The sequence below is a fragment of the Anaerolineales bacterium genome (genome assembly GCA_015075625.1).
In the GTDB taxonomy this organism is placed as follows: Bacteria; Chloroflexota; Anaerolineae; order Aggregatilineales; family UBA2796; genus UBA2796.
Genome location: JABTTZ010000005.1, coordinates 21,325 through 40,995 on the forward strand (window position 1 = coordinate 21,325; position 19,671 = coordinate 40,995).

A 19,671-nucleotide genomic window follows, 5' to 3' on the forward strand; every position below is an offset into this window, starting at 1 on the left:
TTAGAACCAATGAAATATCCAATTATCATCCAACGCGTTCTTACCTGTAGCGCCGTGTTCATCTTGTTAGGGACCATGACCGTTCTTGCCCAACCTATAAAAGACACCCAGATCTGGCCAGTACATATCCAAGTTACCCTCACACCCGCTGGACAAATCGATTTGCTTGAGTTTTTGGCAAGCATTGTGCCGGGAACAACTCGTTGGTCGGATATTTACCCGACGATTATCAGTTATGGGCTGCTGCCTTATCCCTCCTTTGGGCAAGATGGCTCTCAAATTGGCTATGGGATACCTATCAACCGAGACCCCAATACAAACACACCACCTTATACACAGAGAATATCAGCAGGTATTGGCGTCCAAAATGATATTATCAATGCTGTAGAGATCGGATTCCATTTTAATAACAACCCAATACTTGCCATGCCCGAAGTTCAATTTGCCAATATTAAATCCGTCTTTCAACGCTTTGGTGTACCAAGCCATATGCGAATCAGTGTAAGAATTACTGGTACGGGACACACGGTGTCCATGATGGAAACCTATTGGCAAGATTCAGGATGGTTCGCCACCTACGGGGTTGTCCTTGCCGAGAGAGACCAAAACGGTGGCACATTATCGCTATGTTTTACCGCCGATCAGTTATCTGCTCCTGACCTTGCTCGCTTTGCACCCGGTACAAGCCTAGATGTCGCAGATGAGGCGTTGCTTAATCTTGTTGGATTGCGAACACCCCTTGAGCAGAATATGCTGCTCAATGCGCCAGACGCGGCAGCCGTTCGCCAGCGGATTCTCAATGATGAATGCCTCAAAACGCGGGAAGATTATTGGTTTTTTCCTCTAGAAGGCTACGTTTCACCGACGCCTTGGGCAACGGAAACGCCCACTCCCACGATGACACCAACTGCGCTGCATACCGCAACAAATACCCCAACCGCCACTCCCACCCGGACTCCCACGCCACCCTTCGGCGGCGGCGGCGATCCCGCCTGCCCCGATGGGACGGGCGGCGAATGGATGTGGGTCGATGGCGAGTTGGTCTTCGTCTGCGGCGTCACGTGGGAGTAGCCCATCCGTAGGGGACTCGTACCCCCCATCCCTTGATACTGTACAGGGGGGGGTAATATTAGTGGCGGCCTAGGATTACACCCGTGAGATCGCCTTCTTATGCGCCGTCGGCTGAGTTTGGTTGTTGTGCTGCTGAGTGGATTCGCCTTGCTGTGTGCGGGCGCCGCGCTGGTGCATCCGGTGAGGTCGCAGGATGCGCCGACACTCACCCCCGCCGCGCCAATGGAAATCCACCTCCGCGTCCCCGCCGACGATGCGATGAGTTTGGCGCTGGCGATTCACTACGCAAACAGCGCCGCGCCGCGCCCCGATGCGCTCCCTGTTCATATTTACCTCGATGGCGGGACATACGCCTTCGCCGCTGTCGGTACAGCGCAGACGCCGCAGTTTCCCTTGCTCAGCGGGCATGTTATCCTTCATGGGGGGGGCGGCGACGCTGGCAGTGGAGGGAACGCCGATCCGCCTCAGTCCGACGGCAAAGGTGACCATGCGCCATGTCCGTATTGAGGGGCGCGGGGAGGCGGGACGCAGCCTGCTGAACGAGGGAGCATTACAGGATGTAGTTGAAAACCTTGTACAGCGAGATGCTGTATTCGTAGCCTCGTTTGGCAACGCTCAAACATGGTCGGATGTGCTGCTCGAACTGTTCTTGCGTTAAACTTACCGGGATAGTGCTCATGGTGGATGACCTTTGGTCGGTTTTTTTTCTTCCATGATGCACTATCACTGTCGCTTTTCAAAAGTTTTAACCAGTTCATTGTCTGACTGCTTGTCAAGATTTATACGTTCAGACATTACATTCTCCGACGAACCGGGTATTAAAAAATCAAGCCATATGTCTTATATCGTGTTGCGATATAAATCAATGTGTGATTGAATGTATTTTCGGGCGCATTTAGCATAAAATGCGGACATCATGTACAGGAAGGCTAAAGACTATACCCGTGAAAAAGAGCATCATACGTCTGATGTGGAATGAAGTTGACGAAAAGGGGAATGGGTCGCAAGATTGAAGGTACGCCTACAGTCAATCGGATCCATTCCCATGACAAGGATAGACTTGGAAAGGCTTTTTACTACGATTTATGTGCTGGTGAACGATTGGTATCAACGGGAAGGACGGGTGTTGTTGAAGGGCAAACCAAGCCCACCAAAATCATCCCCTGCTGGATGCGCTCCTCGCTAGCGCACGCGAGCGTATCGAAGGTGCCTTTCACCAACTCCAGAACACCGGACGCAACCTTGAGCGCTTACTTGCCAATACTGTGCGTAGCTTGACCGCCCGCCTTACCCTCAAAGTCACTCATTTAGTTCTCAAGCATCTGCTCGCCCGTCACTTTGGTTTTGATCTACAAGCCTTTTCCCTTTCACATTAGACGTCACGTATAATTCGGTAAAGAAAGTATCCACATCTATTGTTCAATTCTTTTGGTGTTGTCTTGGATTGTACATTGGTGATACCTTCTTTTCCTTCCCGGACAAACCTTTTAGCGTTGGGCGTGATGTCGGTCTGTAACCCCTTAGCCGTTGGGTCGCTCCCGGTTGCGTAATCAGCCGTGTAGGACATGAGAGCATTGGAAGGGGTGATTGTTCCAACTGGCGCAATCAATCTCTTTATGCTAAACTCATGGTTTGCTACGTTGTTCTTGCGCTCACTTAGCGAACCATGAAGATTGAAGTTTTTCTTCATCTTAAAATAATACATCTTTTATGGTTCGGTGCAAGAATTTTTATCGGAGAGCTTTTGAATGTCTGCTTACCTTATTGTCGATGTCGATGATTTGCTGACGCGCCTCCAGCAGCGTGCATTCTCCATAGACCTCCACGAGCTTGCCACTCGTCTGCGCAGTTCGGCGGCATTGGCGGCGGGGTTGCCCAACCCCGATGCTCTGCGTGCCATTGCCGTTGCCAATTGGTCGTCCGATGCCAATCTTGCCGCCGAGCAAATTTTCTATGCGGTGGGTTTTGAAATCTTCGATGTCAGCGAGTCAACACTGATCGCTGATAACCTGATCCTCCAATACTTCAAACTTGACCCTAAAGCCGTTGATGAGTTGATCATTGTCGGCACACACCCCACCTTGCTCAGCCTTCACGAGCGGGTGAAGATGAGCCGTCACGCCCGTGTGCGGGTCTGGGCAGATTCCGTCCCAGAGAGCGACGATTACATCTTCCAGCCTCTTGAATCCGTTTTAGGGATCAGTTCCAAGACGGTGGCGCTCTACATCGACTTCGAGAACATCAGCATCAGCCTGCACGAGCAAGGCTATGTGGTCAATCTAGATAAGGTGATCGAGGGCTTTAGTCAACATGCCCAAGCGCACGGGCAGATCGTCCGCATGGCAGCCTTTGCCCCCTGGGGACAGCGTGGCAGTTTACCGCCGCTCATGGACAACACAATGCGCGAGATCACTGATGAAGCCCCAAGTCGTTTGGCGATGGCAAACATTGATCCGGTGTTCAACCTCCCCGGCAAAAACAGCGCTGATATGCGCATTGCCAAAGATGTGTTGGCGTTTGGCGCACAGGCAGATTCGGCAGATGTGTTCATCATTGCCAGTGGGGATCGGGATTTCAACGAGGTCTTTAGCGCCCTGCGCGGGCGGAACAAACAGGTTATTGTCTGGGGTGTGCGCGGCAGCACCAGCCGCCAGTTGGAGAACAACCCCGCCCTTCAGATGGAATTTTTGGACGATTTTCTCGGTTTGCAGCGCTACCCACAAGTGGGGCAGCAGATGATTGCGGCGGCGGCGGGGACAACAACAACGGTGACGCCCTTCACGCCCTCGCAATGGTCAACCCTAATCCTCCAATATGACCGCCTTGCTGTGCAAAACAGCACCCCCGATGGTGTGCCACTGACACTGATGCAAGAACACCTCCGCAACGTGAGCGCCGTTGTCAATGTTCAGCGTGGGATAGATTTGATCACCCAAGCGGTGGCAATGGGCATTTTCCGCTTGGTTCGGCAGGGCGGTGTGGACTATGTGAAACCGCTTGACGAACACACCATTGTGGATCGCACACGCCTGATTCGAGATCGCGTCATGTTGCGCGTGGCAAACACGCTGGACGTGCGCGGGTGGGAGTATGTCAACTACGGCTTCCTGCTCAAAGGCTTGGCGATGGATCGAGATATTGAAAAGCCCGGCTTAAATACGGATGATGCATGGCGTTCGGAATGGGTCGATTTTCTGGTTCGGGAGGGGCTGCTTGCTCGCGAACTTGTCCCCCACCGCCACAACCCCGATGATCTTGTCCCTGTTATCCGGCTGACGGATGAAATTCCCGTCCTCACCGATAGCCTCAAAATGAACAGTGCGGCATTACCGGTCAGCTATGACGACCTTGACGCCGGCACTAGCCTCCATGTGATGCGCGACGCGGAGACGAACGCCATGATGAAGCGCGTTGTGATCAGCGTCGATCAGTTCACCAGCTACCGCAATTTTTCATGGTGTCCATTGGGCAGCCTTCACCGTCGGCTGCGTCCCTATGACTCAGGGATCACCTTCCAACGGGCGGTGGAGTGGCTGTTGGAGCTTGGCGCGGTGAAGGTCGATGAATATGACAACCCACAAAGTTCTTACCGGACGAAGGGGATTTCGCTCAACTACAAATCGCCTATCGTCATAGATGCCCTGCGCGAGCGCGATAACTTCATTCGCACGCTCTTGAAACTCTACGAGATGCGCCAGCCGATCAGCATTGCCGTTGTCAGCAGCCATGTCACCTTCCCCGACAACGGTTTGGGCTTGTGGATGTCGATCATGGAAGGGGAAAACGTCCTGAACCCTGTGCCGGGCAAACCGGGCGTGTTCAGTTTGTTCCGCACCCACCACACGGTGAATCTGGTGGCGGAAAATCGCACCCATGAGGGCGGACACACCTTCGCCCCCTTTGAGTTTGACCCTACCCAAGATAGCCTTGAAGACCTTGAGGAATAGCCGGACTCGGTGATGACACACCCTCCCGCGCTATGACACCTTTAAACATCCTCGGTCTGATCACGGCACGGGGGGGATCGAAAGGGATTCCCCGCAAGAACATCACCCCCCTCGGCGGACGCCCGCTGATCGCCTACACCTGTGAGGCGGCACAGGGCAGCCGGCATGTTTCCCGTCTGGTGATCTCAACGGACGATGCCGAGATTGCGGCGGTGGCGGCGCAGTGGGGTGCGGAAGCCCCCTTTTTGCGTCCGGCAGAACTTTCCCGCGACGAAACCCCCAGTTTGCCCGTCGCCCAACACGCCGTGACCTGGCTACAAGAACAACAAGGCTGGCAGACCGATATTCTGCTTTTGCTGCAACCCACCTCTCCCCTCCGGCGGGCGCAGCACATTGATGAGGGGCTGGATCACCTGCTGGAGTCCGGCGCTGATACCGTCGTCAGCGTGATTCCCGTCCCGCACCGCTTTCATCCCTACAATGTCATGACGAATGAGGCGGATCGGTTGCAGAATTTCTGGACAGCCCCGCTGCCCTTTGACCCCTTCCGGCGTCAAAACTTGCCCACGCTCTACGCCCGCAATGGACCTGCCATCCTTGCCTGTCACAGTCGGGTGTTGTTTGACCAGCAGAGTTTTTATGGGGATACAATCACCCCCTATATGATGAACGAGCAGGATTCCATCGACATCGACACGCCCTTCGATCTAGCGCTTGCCGAGTGGCTTTTAGGGCGTGCTAATACGACAGCGGGAGAGGGGTAAAACCATGTGCGGGATTGGCGGGATAGTTGGTGAGGGGGCAAACGAACGAACGGTACGCCAGATGATGGACGCGCAGCGCCACCGTGGACCGGACGGCGAAGGGTTTTGGTCGGCGGCGGGCGTCAGCCTTGGTCACCGCCGCCTGCGCATCATCGACCTCAGCGAGGCGGGGCGGCAGCCCATGCAAACCCCCGACGGGCGCTATACGATGATCTTCAACGGGGAAGTGTTCAACTACATCGAGCTTCGCGCCGAACTGCCCAATGTGGCATGGCGCTCCAGCAGCGATAGCGAGGTGATCCTCCACGCTTACGCCCGTTGGGGGGTGGACGCCCTGAAGAAGTTCATCGGGATGTATGCCCTTGCTATTTGGGATCACGAACGGAAAGAACTGTTTTGCGCCCGTGATCGGCTGGGGATCAAGCCCTTTTATTACGCGACAGTGGGCGATTCCTTTGCCTTTGCCTCCGAACTGCGCGGACTTTTTGCAGCGGGTGTAGAGCGCCAGCTAAACCCCCCCGTGCTGTACGACTTCCTCGCCCGTGATTTCTATGAACACACCGAGGAAACCTTTTTCAGCGGGATTCACAAACTGCCCCCAGCGGGCTACCTGATCGTCCGCGAGGGGCGCATTGCCCGCGAGGGACTTTATTGGGATTTCCCCGCCGAGGTTGCCGCCCAAGAGGAACTTACCCGCCGCCAGCGCCGCGAGGAACGCGAGGAACACCTTCTGTCCCTCTGCCGCGATGCCGTTGATCTCCACCTACGCAGCGATGTGCCAGTGGGAATCACGCTGAGCGGCGGACTCGATTCGGCAACTCTGCTGACGCTGCTCGATCAGGTGCATCCCGATCCCACAAAAGTGGAGGGGTTTTCCTTCACCTTTGACAACCCCACCTATAGCGAACGCCCCTTTGTGGAGATCATGGCGGCGCAAACCGGACGCCGCGCCCATTTTGCCGAGGTGACGCCCACCGCCTTTACCGAGAGCATCGAACGTTTCACCGCCAGCCAAGAAGAACCCTTTGCCGGAGCGCCCATCTCTGCTTACGCACTTTGTTTTGAGCTGGCGCAGGCGCATGATTTCATCGTCATGATGGATGGCAGCGGCTTGGATGAATGCCTTGCCGGATATGGGCGCTTCCGTCCCGCACGGTGGGCAGATTTATTCACGGCAGGCGATTATATCGGCTTGGAACGGGAGTTAAGCGCCGCCGGAGTGAACACGAACACCAGCGCCGGACGCGCCCTCGCCCTTGCCCAGATGGGCGCCGCTGCCAGCCCGACGGCGGATGTCGGGCGGGGGCAAGACCTCACCAGCAGCGTCCGCCCGGAGTGCCTCTCGCCAGACTTTGTGGCGTCAGCACGGCGAGAAATCCCTCATTTTGACCGCCCCTTTCCCGATGCGCTGCGCAACCTGATGTACCGTGAACTGCGCTATACGAAGCTCTCGCGGGCGCTCCGCTTTCGGGATCGCTTGAGCATGGCGGTAGGGACGGAACTGCGTCCGCCCTTTTTGGATCATCGCCTGTTGGCATATGCCTTTGCGCTCCCGCCGGAAGATCACATTGAAGGGGGCGTTTCAAAGGCAATATTGCGACGAGCGGCGGGGCGCTTGCTCCCCGATGTCGTCCGCTTGGCGTCGAAGCGTTCCGTGCAAACGCCGCAGCGGGAATGGTTTCGCGGGGTGTTGAAATCATGGGTGCGCCAGCACATTGATACGCCGTCCTTTTGGGCGCGGGGGTGGGTTGATCCGGTCAAGGGGCGGGCGGCAATGGAAGGGTTTTTCAATGGGAAGGGCGATAATTCGTTCTTCCTCTGGCAGTGGATCAATCTAGAGGTGTGGGCGAGCCAATCCATAGATACAGTCATGGTCTAAGTCTAAGTTACAGCGCCGGACGCCCCAGGAGGCGTCCCTACGGGGGTGCGCCTTTCCCTCTATCGGTCTATTGATATTCACGTTTCTTGGCGACGAACTCAAAGGATGTACGAAACGAATGCGCGTTGTCTACCCCTATGTGACGAACGAGGGGTTTGGGAATAATGTCGTCACGTTGGCAAAAGCGTGGCTGATTAGCCAATCGTGCGGGATGCGCTATCAGCGCCCTGCTTGGCAGTTTTCCCACCACGTCCAGCCGCCAACCCCCAACGGCTATGGCTACTATTTCCCTACCACACGGGGCGATGCGCTCCGCCTAAAAACCTATGATCTTCTCTTTCGGGCGCAAGCAAAGCTCAAGCGGCAGGTGATCCCGACGATCTTCTTTGACTACGCCCACTATGCCGAAACAGGGATCATTGATGTAGGCGAGGCGTGTCGGGTTATGCTCCAACAACAGGGCTTGGACTCTCCGCGCCAATCGGTCGTCCTCTACACGGCGGGGAATTGGGGGCAATATGATGGGATTGTGCGGGCGCGGGGATGGGTGCGCGAACTGCTGTTGAGCCATGCCGATACGCGCCGCCGCTTTGAGGCGTTCGAGACAGCCACCGCCGGACGCCTGCGGGTGGGCGTTCATATCCGCTGTGGGGATTTTGCCCCCCGCACCACAACCGTCGCAATCCCCGCTGGTGAGCGGAATGTTCGCCTTCCCCTGTCGTGGTACATCACACTCTGTCGGGAGATTCGCGCCGTCGCCGATGTTCAGTTTGTCTTGCAATCGGACGGGACGCCGGACGAACTGCGCGACTTCTTAGACGAATTTCAGCCGCATCACACGCTTGGCGAACCCTATCAAGACATGCTCGGCGCGTTGATCCTCTCCGCTTGCGATCTCGCGCTCTGCTCGAATTCAACCTATGCACGGCTGGCAATGTATATGAACGACAAACCTTACATCTGGTCGGCAGAGACGCTTTACCCTGATCAAAGCGGGCGATTCGGCTACCTGTGGCGGGAGAAAGACCGCCCCCTGCCCACAGCAGATCGCAGCGATCCGCACGCCACGCGCCGCTGTTACGCAGTGAGCATCGAACGCCCTCGTTTGCCGGAAGGCGCTCGCCGTTACCTGCACGCGGGGGCGGCGCTCCCCACCGAGATTGCCGATGATTTGCTTCTGCGGCAGCCCGTCCATCTCTTTGTCTGAAGGTGAGAGTTAAACCAGAATACACGATGCGGCAGGTGATCTTCAAGCCCCGTAGGGGTGGTTACTCTCAGCCCGACGCTTTAACGTCGGGCGCATCGCCATTGCCGGGTGTTCCTACGGGGAGGTGATCCTAGTTGCCAATCAGCTTGAAGGGCGGGGCAATCGGCTTGCCGTCCGCACCTAGCACTGGCACGTCAGCGCCGGGGAATTCATAGACGCCCGCAGTACCCACATCAATGTGCAGCATCGCCAGCATCTCTGGGGTGATCCGTGCCGGATCGACCTTCACCCACACACGGGGGTTGTAGCCCTTCTGAACAAACTGCGCACCAATGGCGGGGAAGCCCTCGCTGGTGGCATGAATGACCATAAAGCCATTTTGGGCAGCAACCACGCCGCGCACCTCAACCATGCCCGACGCCGTAACACGGTCAGCGGGGGCATCCTCGACAACGACACCCGCACCGACCAGCATGGGCGGGGCAATTGGGTTGCCATCCGCACCGTTCACCGGGACATCGGGACCGGGGAATTCATATTTCCCCTTCTCGCCCGCATCGGTGTGGAGCATCGCCAAGACCGTTGGCGTCAAGCCCGCTGTCTCGACGGTGACTTCCACATTCCGGTTTAGCCCCGCCTTCAGCGGCGCAATACCAATCACCGGAAAGCCTTCGCTGGTCGCATGGATCGCCATCCAGCCATCTTCTTTGATCAGCGCCGAAGCTACCCACAGTTTACTATCGCTGCCAGCAAGCTGCCCCATGGTGCGGACATGTTCCGTCGTCCAGAATGGCTCGTTGACAATTGCCCCGCCAGCGGCAAAGCGGCTCGGACCATCAGCGCCGGGGAATTCATACGTTCCCACCACACCGAGATCGTCGTGAATCATCGCCGTGACGCGCTCTGTCATGATCGCCGGATCAACGGTGACGACGACATCCTTGTTCACGCCGGCTTTGATCGCCGCCTGCCCCGCAACGGGGAAGCCGTCACTGGACGCATGGATCACGATCCAACCATCGTTCTGGGCAATGACGGTGTTCACCGTGACTGTGTTCTCGGCGCTAACGAACTGATCGGCAGCCCACGCCCCAAGAATCTTAAAGGGGGGGGCGATCACTTTGTCATATGAATCTTTCACGGGGACATCAGGACCGGGGAATTCGTAAACGCCCGCTTCGCCCGCGTCAATATGGAGCATGGCAAGATTTTCGGCGGTTGCCGCGTTCACATCAATGATGACCATTACGTTTGATGTTGTGCCAGCGGGAACATAAGTTTTGCCAATCACGGGAAAGCCTTCGCTGGTGGCATGAATAACCATCCAACCGGGGGCATCAGCAGTCACTTCAGGGACGTTGACTACCGCCCCGCTAAGCGCTTGATCAACGGCGACCACCGCTGCTGCCGCCTTTGCGGGGGTGGCGGGTGCAGCCATGACAGCCATAAAGACAAGGGCAAGGATCAGCGAGGAAATAAGGGTTTTCTTGACCATTCGTAGACACTCCTCAACAACGTATAGACCCATTTCATTATACGAGATTTTCAACCCCGCCGGATTTATCGGGATGATCAGAATGATTCATTCATCTTCTCTTGCGGAAATTGCAAAAGGGTGTTGGAATCACGCCGGAATGGGGAGGACGGGGTTTCTCCTTATTGGGTTTAGATTCAACAGTTTCTAGGATGGCTAATGACACAAAAATTTCTTTACACCCCTACGGTACATGATCTTCCTAAAACAGCCGATGTGATCGTCATTGGTGGCGGACCCGCTGGTGCTGGCGTGGTGTGGGCATTGGAACGCCTTGTGCCGGGGATTCATACCGTGCTGATCGAGACGAAAGATCAATTGGCGTCGGGGAGTTCCCTTGCTTCGTTAGAGAATTTTCGCACCTGCTGGAATGCGCCGTGCCTTGCCACCCAAATGCGCCGCAGTGTCGATATTTTCTTAAATGCTGATGAGTATTTAGGCGAGGGTTCGCAGGAGGCACTCTCCGTGCGGCAGCGGGGCTACCTTTTTTGCGCCCTCGACGAGAAACAGGCGGATTTCTACCGCCACGAAGTGGCGCACCTTCACAGCATCGGGCTAACCCATATCGAATACCTTGAGACGGACGCGGTTCAACAGCGCTTTAAGTGGTTGGGCAAGGCGCTCATCGGAGCTAAGTTTGACCCTCTGGCAGGCTGGCTCGATTCCAACGCGCTTGTCTACCGTCTAGTGAAGGGTGCGCCGTCCTCAACCGTCTTGTTGGGGATGAAGGACGTGGCACTCCGTGTGGAGGGGGGCAAGGTACGGGGAGTTCGCACGGCAATCGGCAGCATTGATGCGCCAAAGGTCGTTGTGACGGGCGGGGCAAACGCTTACCTAATCGGGCAAACCGCTGGCATAAACCTTCCTGTTGTCGTCCGCCCGCGCCAATCGTTCACCTCATCGTTCCGCCATGAGGCATACCCCGAAGATGGTCCGATGGTCATCGCTGGCGCACCCTACCCGCACATTCGCCCAGAGGCACAGAAGGGGGCAATCTTGGGGTGGGAATATCATTGGAATACGAAGTATGCCCACCCGGGCGAACCGGCCCGCGATCACCTCCGTGAGCCGATCTACCCCCCCGAACCGCTCAAAGACCCTCGTTTTCCGTCGCTTGTCTTGATGCTTTTTGCCCGCCAATTTCAACATGCAAACGAGACTGGCTTTGCCGATTCACGCTACCTTCGGGGGCGGCACAACATCGGCTACTACGTCTACCGTGACGAAACCGCTGCCTACCGCCTCGATGCCGATGGAACGCGCCATCCCTATGAGAGCGAACGTGCCATCCTTGACGCCTATCCGGGGGTGGAGGGCTTATTTTTGAGCATCGCCCATTCGGGGCATGGGATTATGGGCGCACCGTCGTCGGGGGAGATCGTCGCCGCAAAGGTGATGGGGCAGCCACTCCCTCACCCGCTTTTTGCCGAGTTTGGGATTGATGTCCCCTGGGTGGCACATGATGAGAATGCGCTGTAGGTGGGGGCAACCACACGGAGTACGGTGCGGATAGGGCATTGATTCGCCTTCTCCCACAAGGGGAAGGGCGTTAGGGGGTGAGGGCGCATCCAGCGGGCGCATATGATGCACTCCTACTCATTGCGCCGCCGTGTCTCGCGGTACGGCATATCCTCATCGATACCGATCAACTCGCCGTCCGGTCCCAAGCGCATCACCCCGCGCTTGGGCTTTGAGGCGTAATCGTCATTGTCCTCATCAACATCCGCATCGGAGGAATTGTTTGCTAAGCGCCACTCGTTTTTCTGTTTTTCCGATTCAGCAGCGGCTGCACCTTTGTCTGACGAGCCTTTGCCCGATTTGAACAGCGTCCCAAAGATCATACTGCCGCCGATCAATAGCAGCCAAAACTGCCATTGAAAGCCAATGGTGAACATCGCACCAATGCCGCCCAACCAAATCGCCGCCTGAATACCCTCACGCGGCTTCTCTTTGATTGCCGCATCGACAAGCGCCACTGCCGCAAAGACGAACAAAATACCGGGGAAAAAGCTGAATTTCGTCAGGAACAACATTGCCAGCCCAATGAAAAAGACGCCCGCCGAAAGATTGCCATATTCTTCCTCGCGGAGTTTTTCCCATTGTTTTTGAATCTCTTTGGGAGAACGATCCAGCCGGTCAGCAATCTCTGCTACTGGCAAGTGTTCGCGCTTATAACGTCGCAAACGTTCTTTGTCCTCGTCCCGCCACCGTTTTCCCATGATCCTTGTCCCGTCCTTTTTGTTCCCTCGTGCGCGATAATTCCTAGAGTATAGTACGCGAAAGGGAGCAGGGTGTTTCACCCGCCCCCCAAATACGCCGAGATTACGAAAAACCCCCCTCATTTCTAGGGGAATTTCGGTACACCTTTTTGGAGGGGCGACCCCATGGGGTCGCCCCTCCCTTCCCCCGCATCCCTGTAGGGCGTCCGCTCCGCGCCTTATTTCAAGAACGACCACGCGATAAAGACGATATACACACCGATGAGGAGCAGCGCCTCCCGCCGCAAAATGACCCGATTCAGCGCCACGAGGAGTACCGTTGCTGAAAAGATCAATAAAAAGGGAAGGTCAAACTGCAACAACGCCGGCGAGACGGTCATCGGCTGAATTATCGCTGTCACGCCGAGGATTGCCAGAATGTTCATGATGTTTGAACCAATCACATTCCCAACGGCAATGTCCGTCTCGCCGCGCCGCGCTGCTACCAGAGAGGCGGCAATTTCCGGTAGCGATGTGCCAATGGCAACCACCGACAAGCCGATGATAAACTCGCTAATACCCACTTCGCGGGCGATCAGCGAGGCGTTATCAACGGTCAGATTGGCGGCGATGACGAGGAGCGTAACGCCAAAAACGACTCGTCTCGCCTCCATCAAGCGGTTGATTTGCGCTGGCGGGGGGGCTTCCTCACGGGCGATATTTTCGATGCTGGAGATAATCTTTCGGCGTTCTTGCTGCGCATTGACATATACAAACGCTATATAGAAAATGAATCCTCCAAACAAAATCATCCCATCCATGCGCGATAAGCTGCCATCAAGCGAAAGCAGGAAAAACAAGGCGGTGGCGGCGATCATAAACGGAATCTCGCGCCGGACAAGCTCCCAACTAAGCCGCACGCGGGTGAGCAGCGCCATAACCCCTAGCACCAAGCCAATGTTAACGACGTTTGAGCCAATGATATTGCCCAAGGCGATCACATTGACCCCCTGTACCGCCGCGCTTAGATTCACGACCAATTCGGGGGCAGAGGTTGCCCACGCCACCACCGTCAAGCCAATAATTAAGGAAGGAATCCCAAAGGAGAGCGCCAACCGTGACGCGCCGCGTACCAATGCCACGCTCCCCACATACAGACCAGCCAACCCCGCCACCAAGAGTACCAGTGCGCCTAGCATGATGTTAACCTCCAGTGTGGTGCTGCGCTGCCAAAGGCACAGCCGAAAAGCATTGTAGCAAAAGTGGGGGAAAAAACGGGTTACCCCCCTCATAGTTGGGTGGTGGAATTGGGTGGGAAGTAGATATACCCCCAAAAAGAGGAGGTAAACAGGGTGTCAAGGGGTGTCGCCCGCCGCTTTAAGGCGTGTCGGGAAATAGAAAAGGAACATCTGCCAAGAAGGGGTAGACTCAAAAGTGACCAAACTAGGCTGTGGTGACGTTTTTGGTTCAGAACCCCTATCCCCCCTGCCCCTTTCCCGTAGACAGGGAAAGGGGGAGAGATGCTCTCTGTCTGTTATGGGGAGCGGGTACACGCCGAAGGCGGGTCGCAGGGGGTGGGGTTGTTGGGTCAGTCTATCTCTCCTTAGTTGTGTAGTCGGGTGCTAGAGCATATCAACGGGATCAATATCGATCAGCCAGCCGGATCGGGCGGTAAACCCATCGAGGAGCCGCGCCGGATCGGTGGTGCGGGCGATGATGTGCCACTGGTAGACGCCATCTATCTTGCCGAAAAAGGCGGGGGTGGGTCCGATCAAGGTGGTTGCCGTGAGGTTGGCACGGGCGATCTGCTCCTGGAGCAATTTCGCCGCAAGGTCTGCCTCACGGGGGGCAACACCCGCCTGCGCTGATTTAAAGAGGAAGCGTACCAGCCGTTTGTAGGGGGGGTAAATGAGCGCCCCGCGATAGGCAATCTCTTGATCATAGAACATGCTGTAATCATGCCCCGCCGCTGCACGAATGGCGTAATGATCGGGCTGATAGGTTTGGAAGATGACCCGCCCGCCCGCCGCCCCACGCCCCGCCCGCCCTGCCGCTTGGGTGAGCAATTGAAAGGCACGTTCGCCGGCACGGTAATCGGGCAAGCCCAACGAAGTATCCGCCAACATCGCCCCAACCAGCGTCACGCGGGGGAGATCAAGCCCCTTGACGATCATTTGCGTCCCCACCAAAACGTTCCCTTCCCCAGAGGCGAAGCGCTCAAAAATAGATTCGTGATCGGCGCGGTTGGCGGCGGTATCCCGATCCCAACGAATGACACGGGCGGCGGGAAATTCCTCACCCACCGTCTGGGCGACGTTTGCCGTCCCCGCTCCTAGATAGCGGATGCGCTCACTGCGACACTGCGGGCATGTCTGCGGCGGGGCGCTGGTGTGTCCACAGTAATGGCAGACAAGGCGATCTTCCCCGCTTTTGTGAGCGGTGTGGTAGGTCAATGGGATGTCGCACTCTGGGCAACGGGCGACATATCCGCAATCGCGGCACATAATGAAGGTTGCCTGTCCGCGACGGTTGAGGAATAAAATCGCCTGTTCATCGCGCTCTAGGACGGTGAGTAGCGCCGCCCGCAGATCGCGGCTGAACATCCCCCGATTGCCCTCGCGCAGTTCGCGGCGCATATCAACGACCTGCACAGCGGGCAAGGGCGCATCCGCCACCGTGACTCCCCCCTGAACGACAACGCGCTGCGGAAGGGTGAGATAGGTCATATCCCCCCGACGGGCGCGGAAGGTCGTTGTAATATCGGGGGTGGCGCTCCCCAAAATGAGTACGCCGCCCGTCTCGCGCACAAGCGCCGCCGCCACCTCGCGAGCGTGGTAGTAGGGGGGCGGAAGCGGGGGCGATTGCTTGTAACTATCGTCGTGTTCCTCGTCCACAATGACGACGCCCACATCGGGCAGCGGCGTAAAGAGCGCCGAACGCGCCCCGATGATGATGCGCACTTCGCCCGCCCGCGCCCGCCGCCATGTGTCGTACTGCTCGCCTTCGGTCAGGCTGCTATGGACAATGGCAGTCTGCCCCGGAAACCGTCCAGCAAAGCGCCCTACTGTTGGGGCAACAAGGGCAATTTCGGGGACGAGGACAATCGCCCCACGCCCTTGTTCCAACGCCCGTTCAATCGCCCGTAGGTAGATTTCTGTCTTGCCCGATCCAGTCACCCCATGCAAGAGGAACGTCTGCCCGCTGCGGGCGTCCATCGCCGCCCGAATGACCTCCCAACAAGCGGCTTGTGTCGGTGTGAGGGGGGGATGTACCGTTTCGGCATAGAATCTGCCCGCTAAGGGGTCGCGCAGGTGTTCTTCCTCACGGATGGTGATCCACCCCTTTGCTGCCAAGCGCCGGATCGAGTCGTAACTCGCCCCCGTGTGTTCCGCCAGATCGCTTAACCAGAGGGATTCCCCCCGTTCCAGCAGGGCGTTCAAGACAGCGGCTTGCTTGGGGTGTTTTAACAAGCGCCCCATGATCTCAGCGGCATCCTCGGCGCTCAGGTTTAGGCTGACGGTTTTCACCTTCTGCGCTTTGGCATCGGGCGTGGGGGAGATCGGCACAGCGGTGATCTGTCCCCTCGCCAAAAGGGGGCGAAGGGCATCACGCCAATTGACACCCGGCAGCGCCTTATCCAACTGTGCCGCCCGTAGTGCGCCGCGTTCCTTCAACAGCGCCACCACCGCCGCCGCCCCTGCATTAAGCGCTTCGGAGACGCCCACCAGCGTGTAGAGCGTTCCGCCGCGCCGCGCCACCCCCGGCGGGAGCATCAACCACAGGCACGCCCCTAAGGGGGCATGGTAATAGTCCGCCATCCAGCGCCCTAGTGCGATCTGCGCCGGAGTCAGCACAGGATCAGAGAGCAGCATCGTGAGGATCGGTTTTGTGTGTGCAACAGGGCTTTCGCTGCCCGTTGTCAGAACAATTCCTTGCGATAACCCCGTCCGAAAATGAACTTCAACCAAATGTCCCGGCTGCACAGAGAGTTCATCGGGAATCGCGTAATGAAAGGTCGTCCGCACGGGGGCTTGGTATATGGCGAGTTCAGCGTACATCACTATAGCCTCAATCCACCGTGATAGCGCTCTTTGTTCGTCAGTGTAGTAGAATTTACAAAATCGGCAACCGTAAGAAGGATTGTCGTTCATGCATCTAGAGAGATGACGCTAAAGGGATATGTGTGGGCTATGGGTAGCACAACGCCAGATGAACGCGCACTGAGTTTACTAAAAAAGATGCTCACCGCGCACGATACGGATATTGAGTGTTCGGACTGTGCCGAGAGTATGGACTGTCTGGCGGAACTGCTCATGAATGGTGGGAAGCCAGACGGGGCATTAGAGGTAGCCGAACACCATATCCAATGTTGCGGCTGCTGTCGTGCCGAATTTAACGCCTTGCTCGCCATTTTACGGATGGAACAAAACCCAGAGACGACAGAATCCTAACGACACAACTATTATCACAAGAGCGGTCACGGAAGGTAAACAGAAGCATCATGGAGCGGCAAAAAGTCCTCATCATTGGGTCGGGTCCGGCGGGGTTGACGGCGGCGCTCTATACGGCGCGGGCAAACCTTAGCCCGGTGGTCATTGCTGGACCCCAAATTGGGGGGCAGGTGGCGCTCACCCATGAAATTGAGAATTATCCGGGCTTTCCCGGCGGTAGCGGCACAGAACTGATTGAACTGATGCAGAAGCAAGCCGAAAGTTTTGGGGCGCGGGTGGAGGTTGATGTTGTTTTAGAGGTTGATCTCTCGAAGGGGTCGCCTTTTTACGTTCGCACAGGAAACAAGGAATACCTTGTCGATGCGCTGATCGCCACCTCTGGCGCATCGCCGCGCCTTTTAGAAGTCCCGGGCGAGCGTGAACTGACCGGACGGGGTGTTTCCTACTGCGGCACATGCGATGGGTTTTTCTTCCGCGGGAAGAAGATCGTCGTCATTGGCGGCGGCGATTCCGCAATCAAAGAGGCGCTCTTTCTGACGCGCTTTGCCACCCATATTGACGTAATTCACCGCCGCGATTCGCTCCGCGCCGAGGCAGCTCTTCAACAGCGGGCGTTCGAGAATCCCAAAATCAACTTTATTTGGGATACCGTCGTTGAAGAAGTCGTTGGTGAGGACAAGGTGCAGGCGGTGAAACTGCGCAACCTGAAAACAGGGGAATCCACCGAACATCCCACCGAAGGGGCGTTCATCTTCATTGGGCATGAGCCAAACAACAGCCTCTACCTCGGCGCGTTGGCAATGGATGAGGGCGGCTACCTGATCACCGATAAGCGCATGGCAACCAGCATTGAGGGCGTCTTTGCCGCTGGCGAAATTCAAGACCCGGTGTGGAAGCAAGTTGCCACTTCTGTTGGGCAGGGCTGCGCGGCGGCGATTGCCGCTGAGGAATGGCTTGCCGAACGCGAGCATGTTGAGGCGTAAGGGAAACTTCCTTCAGCACCCGTCACAACCTATCGCCCCCCGCGAAAAGGCTTGTCCGGGAACTAGGTTGTGTTGACAGTGTAACCCCAGTGATTCCCCCGCTTTAGCGGCGGGCTGAAAGCAGCCACCTCTTTGGGACTTGAAAGGCATGTAGTGATTTCGTCCCACTTCCTCGCCGCAAACGGAGAGGGGGAATAAAATTGCCCTCATTTCCCCGTGTATGGGGAGTATAGGGAAGGGGGCGGGGAGATAAGGGTTCTGAACCAAAAATGTCAACACACCCTAGCAAGGAAGGATAACCAGTATGGCAATTCAATTTCCGCTGAACATTCGCTTCAAACTGATGGCGTTTGCGCCGCGTATGTTTGTGACCGATGTCAACGGAGACGATGTGTGCTATGTCTCCCAAAAGGTGATGCGCCTGAAGGAAGACATTCAGGTCTTTACCGATGATACACGCAGCAAAGAGATTTACCGCATCAAGGCGGATCGGATCATGGATTTTTCGGCAACCTATCACTTCAGCGAATCGGAGAGCAGGCGGACGTTTGGGGCGGTGAAATCGAAGGGCTGGCGTTCGATCTGGCGGGCAACCTATGAGGTGCTGGATGCCAACGAGAACGAGACCCACCGGATTCAGGAAGTGAACCCCTGGGTGAAGGTGGGCGATGCGTTGGTCAGCCAGATTCCGTTTGTGAATATGTTCACCGGATATTTCCTTCATCCGAAGTATGCCGCCTACAATAGCAAAACGGAACAACCGGTGATGCAGTTGAACAAGGAAGCCGGTTTTTTCGAGGGGCGCTACAGCGTGGAAAAGCTGGATGCAAACCTAACGACGGACGAAGAACGCCGTATTCTGCTCAGCTTTATGCTGATGGTGCAGTTCATGCGGCGGCGGGGGTAGCCATTAGCGGTGGGGGCAGCCGCAAGGGGTTGCCCCGACAATTCGACCTGAACGCCGATTCATTTATATAATCGCGGGTTAAGCGGCATTTTATAAAGGAACTCACGAGCATATGGGGAAATTCTACGAGAGCATCAGCGAGACGTTGCAGGAATTCATTGAGGCGCAGCACATGTTTTTTGTCGCCAGCGCACCGCTGAGTCCCGATGGGCATGTAAATCTCTCCCCAAAAGGGATGGTCAGCTTGCGCGTGCTTTCCCCAAACCGTGTTGCCTATATCGACCTGATTGGGAGCGGGAATGAGACTTCCGCCCATGTGAGCGAGAATGGACGAATTACCTTCATGTGGTGCGCCTTTAACGGCAAACCAGACATTGTGCGGTTATATGGGAAAGGGCGTGCCATCCTACCCAGTGATCCTGAATGGGCGGAATTTCGTCCGTTGTTCCCACCGTACATCAACGCCCGTCAGATTATCACGGCGGATATTCACAAGGTACAAACATCCTGTGGCTATGGAGTCCCCCTGATGGACTTTGTAGCGGATCGCGATACCATGACACGGTGGGCAGAGGCAAAGGGCGAGGATGGTTTAGCCGAGTACATCTGCGCGAAAAACGTGAAAAGCATCGATGGGCTGCCCACGCCCATTGGGGTGCGGGGGACGGTCAGGTAGGGGCGATTAGAGAGGATACCCGTCTAGCACGCTCAACCACGACTCTCGGAATGC

General features: G+C 56.5%; 17 protein-coding genes. 12 read left to right on the forward strand and 5 right to left on the reverse strand.

Features of this window, described 5'->3' with window-relative positions; translation table 11 throughout:
• Positions 1-9: 9 nt before the first annotated feature.
• The 3 genes from HS103_19175 (at position 10) to HS103_19185 (ending at position 1,729) form a co-directional block, all read left to right on the forward strand.
• Positions 10-1,071 carry a hypothetical protein gene (locus HS103_19175; protein ID MBE7514915.1) on the forward strand — a complete coding sequence of 354 codons (1,062 nt, stop codon included), beginning with the start codon at positions 10-12 and terminating at the stop codon, positions 1,069-1,071.
• Between the two features lie 99 nt (positions 1,072-1,170).
• On the forward strand, positions 1,171-1,578 hold the full coding sequence (locus tag HS103_19180) for a hypothetical protein (protein MBE7514916.1): 408 nt from the start codon (positions 1,171-1,173) through the stop codon (positions 1,576-1,578).
• Entirely contained in the window at positions 1,559-1,729 is a 171-nt protein-coding gene (locus HS103_19185; protein MBE7514917.1) for a hypothetical protein, read from the forward strand. The genes HS103_19180 and HS103_19185 overlap by 20 nt, the downstream gene beginning before the upstream one ends.
• Positions 1,730-2,443: 714 nt before the next feature.
• On the opposite strand, the gene HS103_19190 is transcribed toward HS103_19185, so the two are convergent.
• A complete protein-coding gene (locus HS103_19190) occupies positions 2,444-2,761 on the reverse strand; it encodes a hypothetical protein (GenBank protein ID MBE7514918.1) in 318 nt (105 codons plus the stop codon).
• A gap of 58 nt (positions 2,762-2,819) precedes the next feature.
• Between HS103_19190 and HS103_19195 the strand changes: the two genes are divergently transcribed.
• The 4 genes from HS103_19195 to HS103_19210 all read left to right on the forward strand — a co-directional run bounded on the left by HS103_19195 (position 2,820) and on the right by HS103_19210 (position 8,868).
• On the forward strand, positions 2,820-5,018 hold the full coding sequence (locus HS103_19195; protein MBE7514919.1) for an NYN domain-containing protein: 2,199 nt from the start codon (positions 2,820-2,822) through the stop codon (positions 5,016-5,018).
• 32 nt (positions 5,019-5,050) lie between these two features.
• Complete coding sequence (locus HS103_19200) at positions 5,051-5,782, forward strand: acylneuraminate cytidylyltransferase family protein (GenBank protein MBE7514920.1); 732 nt, start codon at positions 5,051-5,053, stop codon at positions 5,780-5,782.
• A gap of 4 nt (positions 5,783-5,786) precedes the next feature.
• Positions 5,787-7,661: an asparagine synthase (glutamine-hydrolyzing) gene (asnB, locus tag HS103_19205; protein ID MBE7514921.1), complete on the forward strand. Its 1,875-nt coding sequence runs from the start codon at positions 5,787-5,789 to the stop codon at positions 7,659-7,661.
• Between the two features lie 118 nt (positions 7,662-7,779).
• Positions 7,780-8,868: a hypothetical protein gene (locus HS103_19210; protein ID MBE7514922.1), complete on the forward strand. Its 1,089-nt coding sequence runs from the start codon at positions 7,780-7,782 to the stop codon at positions 8,866-8,868.
• Positions 8,869-8,998: 130 nt separating this feature from the next.
• On the opposite strand, the gene HS103_19215 is transcribed toward HS103_19210, so the two are convergent.
• On the reverse strand, positions 8,999-10,363 hold the full coding sequence (locus HS103_19215) for a hypothetical protein (protein MBE7514923.1): 1,365 nt from the start codon (positions 10,361-10,363) through the stop codon (positions 8,999-9,001).
• A gap of 198 nt (positions 10,364-10,561) precedes the next feature.
• On the opposite strand from HS103_19215, the gene HS103_19220 reads away from it, so the two are divergent.
• A complete protein-coding gene (locus HS103_19220) occupies positions 10,562-11,881 on the forward strand; it encodes an FAD-binding oxidoreductase (protein MBE7514924.1) in 1,320 nt (439 codons plus the stop codon).
• Between the two features lie 113 nt (positions 11,882-11,994).
• On the opposite strand, the gene HS103_19225 is transcribed toward HS103_19220, so the two are convergent.
• The 3 genes from HS103_19225 to priA form a co-directional block, all read right to left on the reverse strand.
• The gene (locus HS103_19225) at positions 11,995-12,621 is read right to left on the reverse strand and encodes a hypothetical protein (GenBank protein MBE7514925.1); all 627 of its coding nucleotides are present in this window, start codon (positions 12,619-12,621) and stop codon (positions 11,995-11,997) included.
• Positions 12,622-12,839: 218 nt separating this feature from the next.
• Complete coding sequence (locus tag HS103_19230) at positions 12,840-13,799, reverse strand: calcium/sodium antiporter (GenBank protein ID MBE7514926.1); 960 nt, start codon at positions 13,797-13,799, stop codon at positions 12,840-12,842.
• Positions 13,800-14,222: 423 nt separating this feature from the next.
• On the reverse strand, positions 14,223-16,658 hold the full coding sequence (priA, locus tag HS103_19235) for a primosomal protein N' (protein ID MBE7514927.1): 2,436 nt from the start codon (positions 16,656-16,658) through the stop codon (positions 14,223-14,225).
• A gap of 132 nt (positions 16,659-16,790) precedes the next feature.
• On the opposite strand from priA, the gene HS103_19240 reads away from it, so the two are divergent.
• The 4 genes from HS103_19240 (at position 16,791) to HS103_19255 (ending at position 19,617) form a co-directional block, all read left to right on the forward strand.
• Positions 16,791-17,051 carry a hypothetical protein gene (locus HS103_19240; GenBank protein ID MBE7514928.1) on the forward strand — a complete coding sequence of 87 codons (261 nt, stop codon included), beginning with the start codon at positions 16,791-16,793 and terminating at the stop codon, positions 17,049-17,051.
• 50 nt (positions 17,052-17,101) lie between these two features.
• A complete protein-coding gene (gene trxB, locus HS103_19245) occupies positions 17,102-18,034 on the forward strand; it encodes a thioredoxin-disulfide reductase (GenBank protein ID MBE7514929.1) in 933 nt (310 codons plus the stop codon).
• A 304-nt stretch (positions 18,035-18,338) separates the two neighbouring features.
• Positions 18,339-18,941: a hypothetical protein gene (locus HS103_19250; protein ID MBE7514930.1), complete on the forward strand. Its 603-nt coding sequence runs from the start codon at positions 18,339-18,341 to the stop codon at positions 18,939-18,941.
• A gap of 112 nt (positions 18,942-19,053) precedes the next feature.
• Complete coding sequence (locus tag HS103_19255; GenBank protein MBE7514931.1) at positions 19,054-19,617, forward strand: pyridoxamine 5'-phosphate oxidase family protein; 564 nt, start codon at positions 19,054-19,056, stop codon at positions 19,615-19,617.
• Positions 19,618-19,671 lie beyond the last annotated feature (54 nt).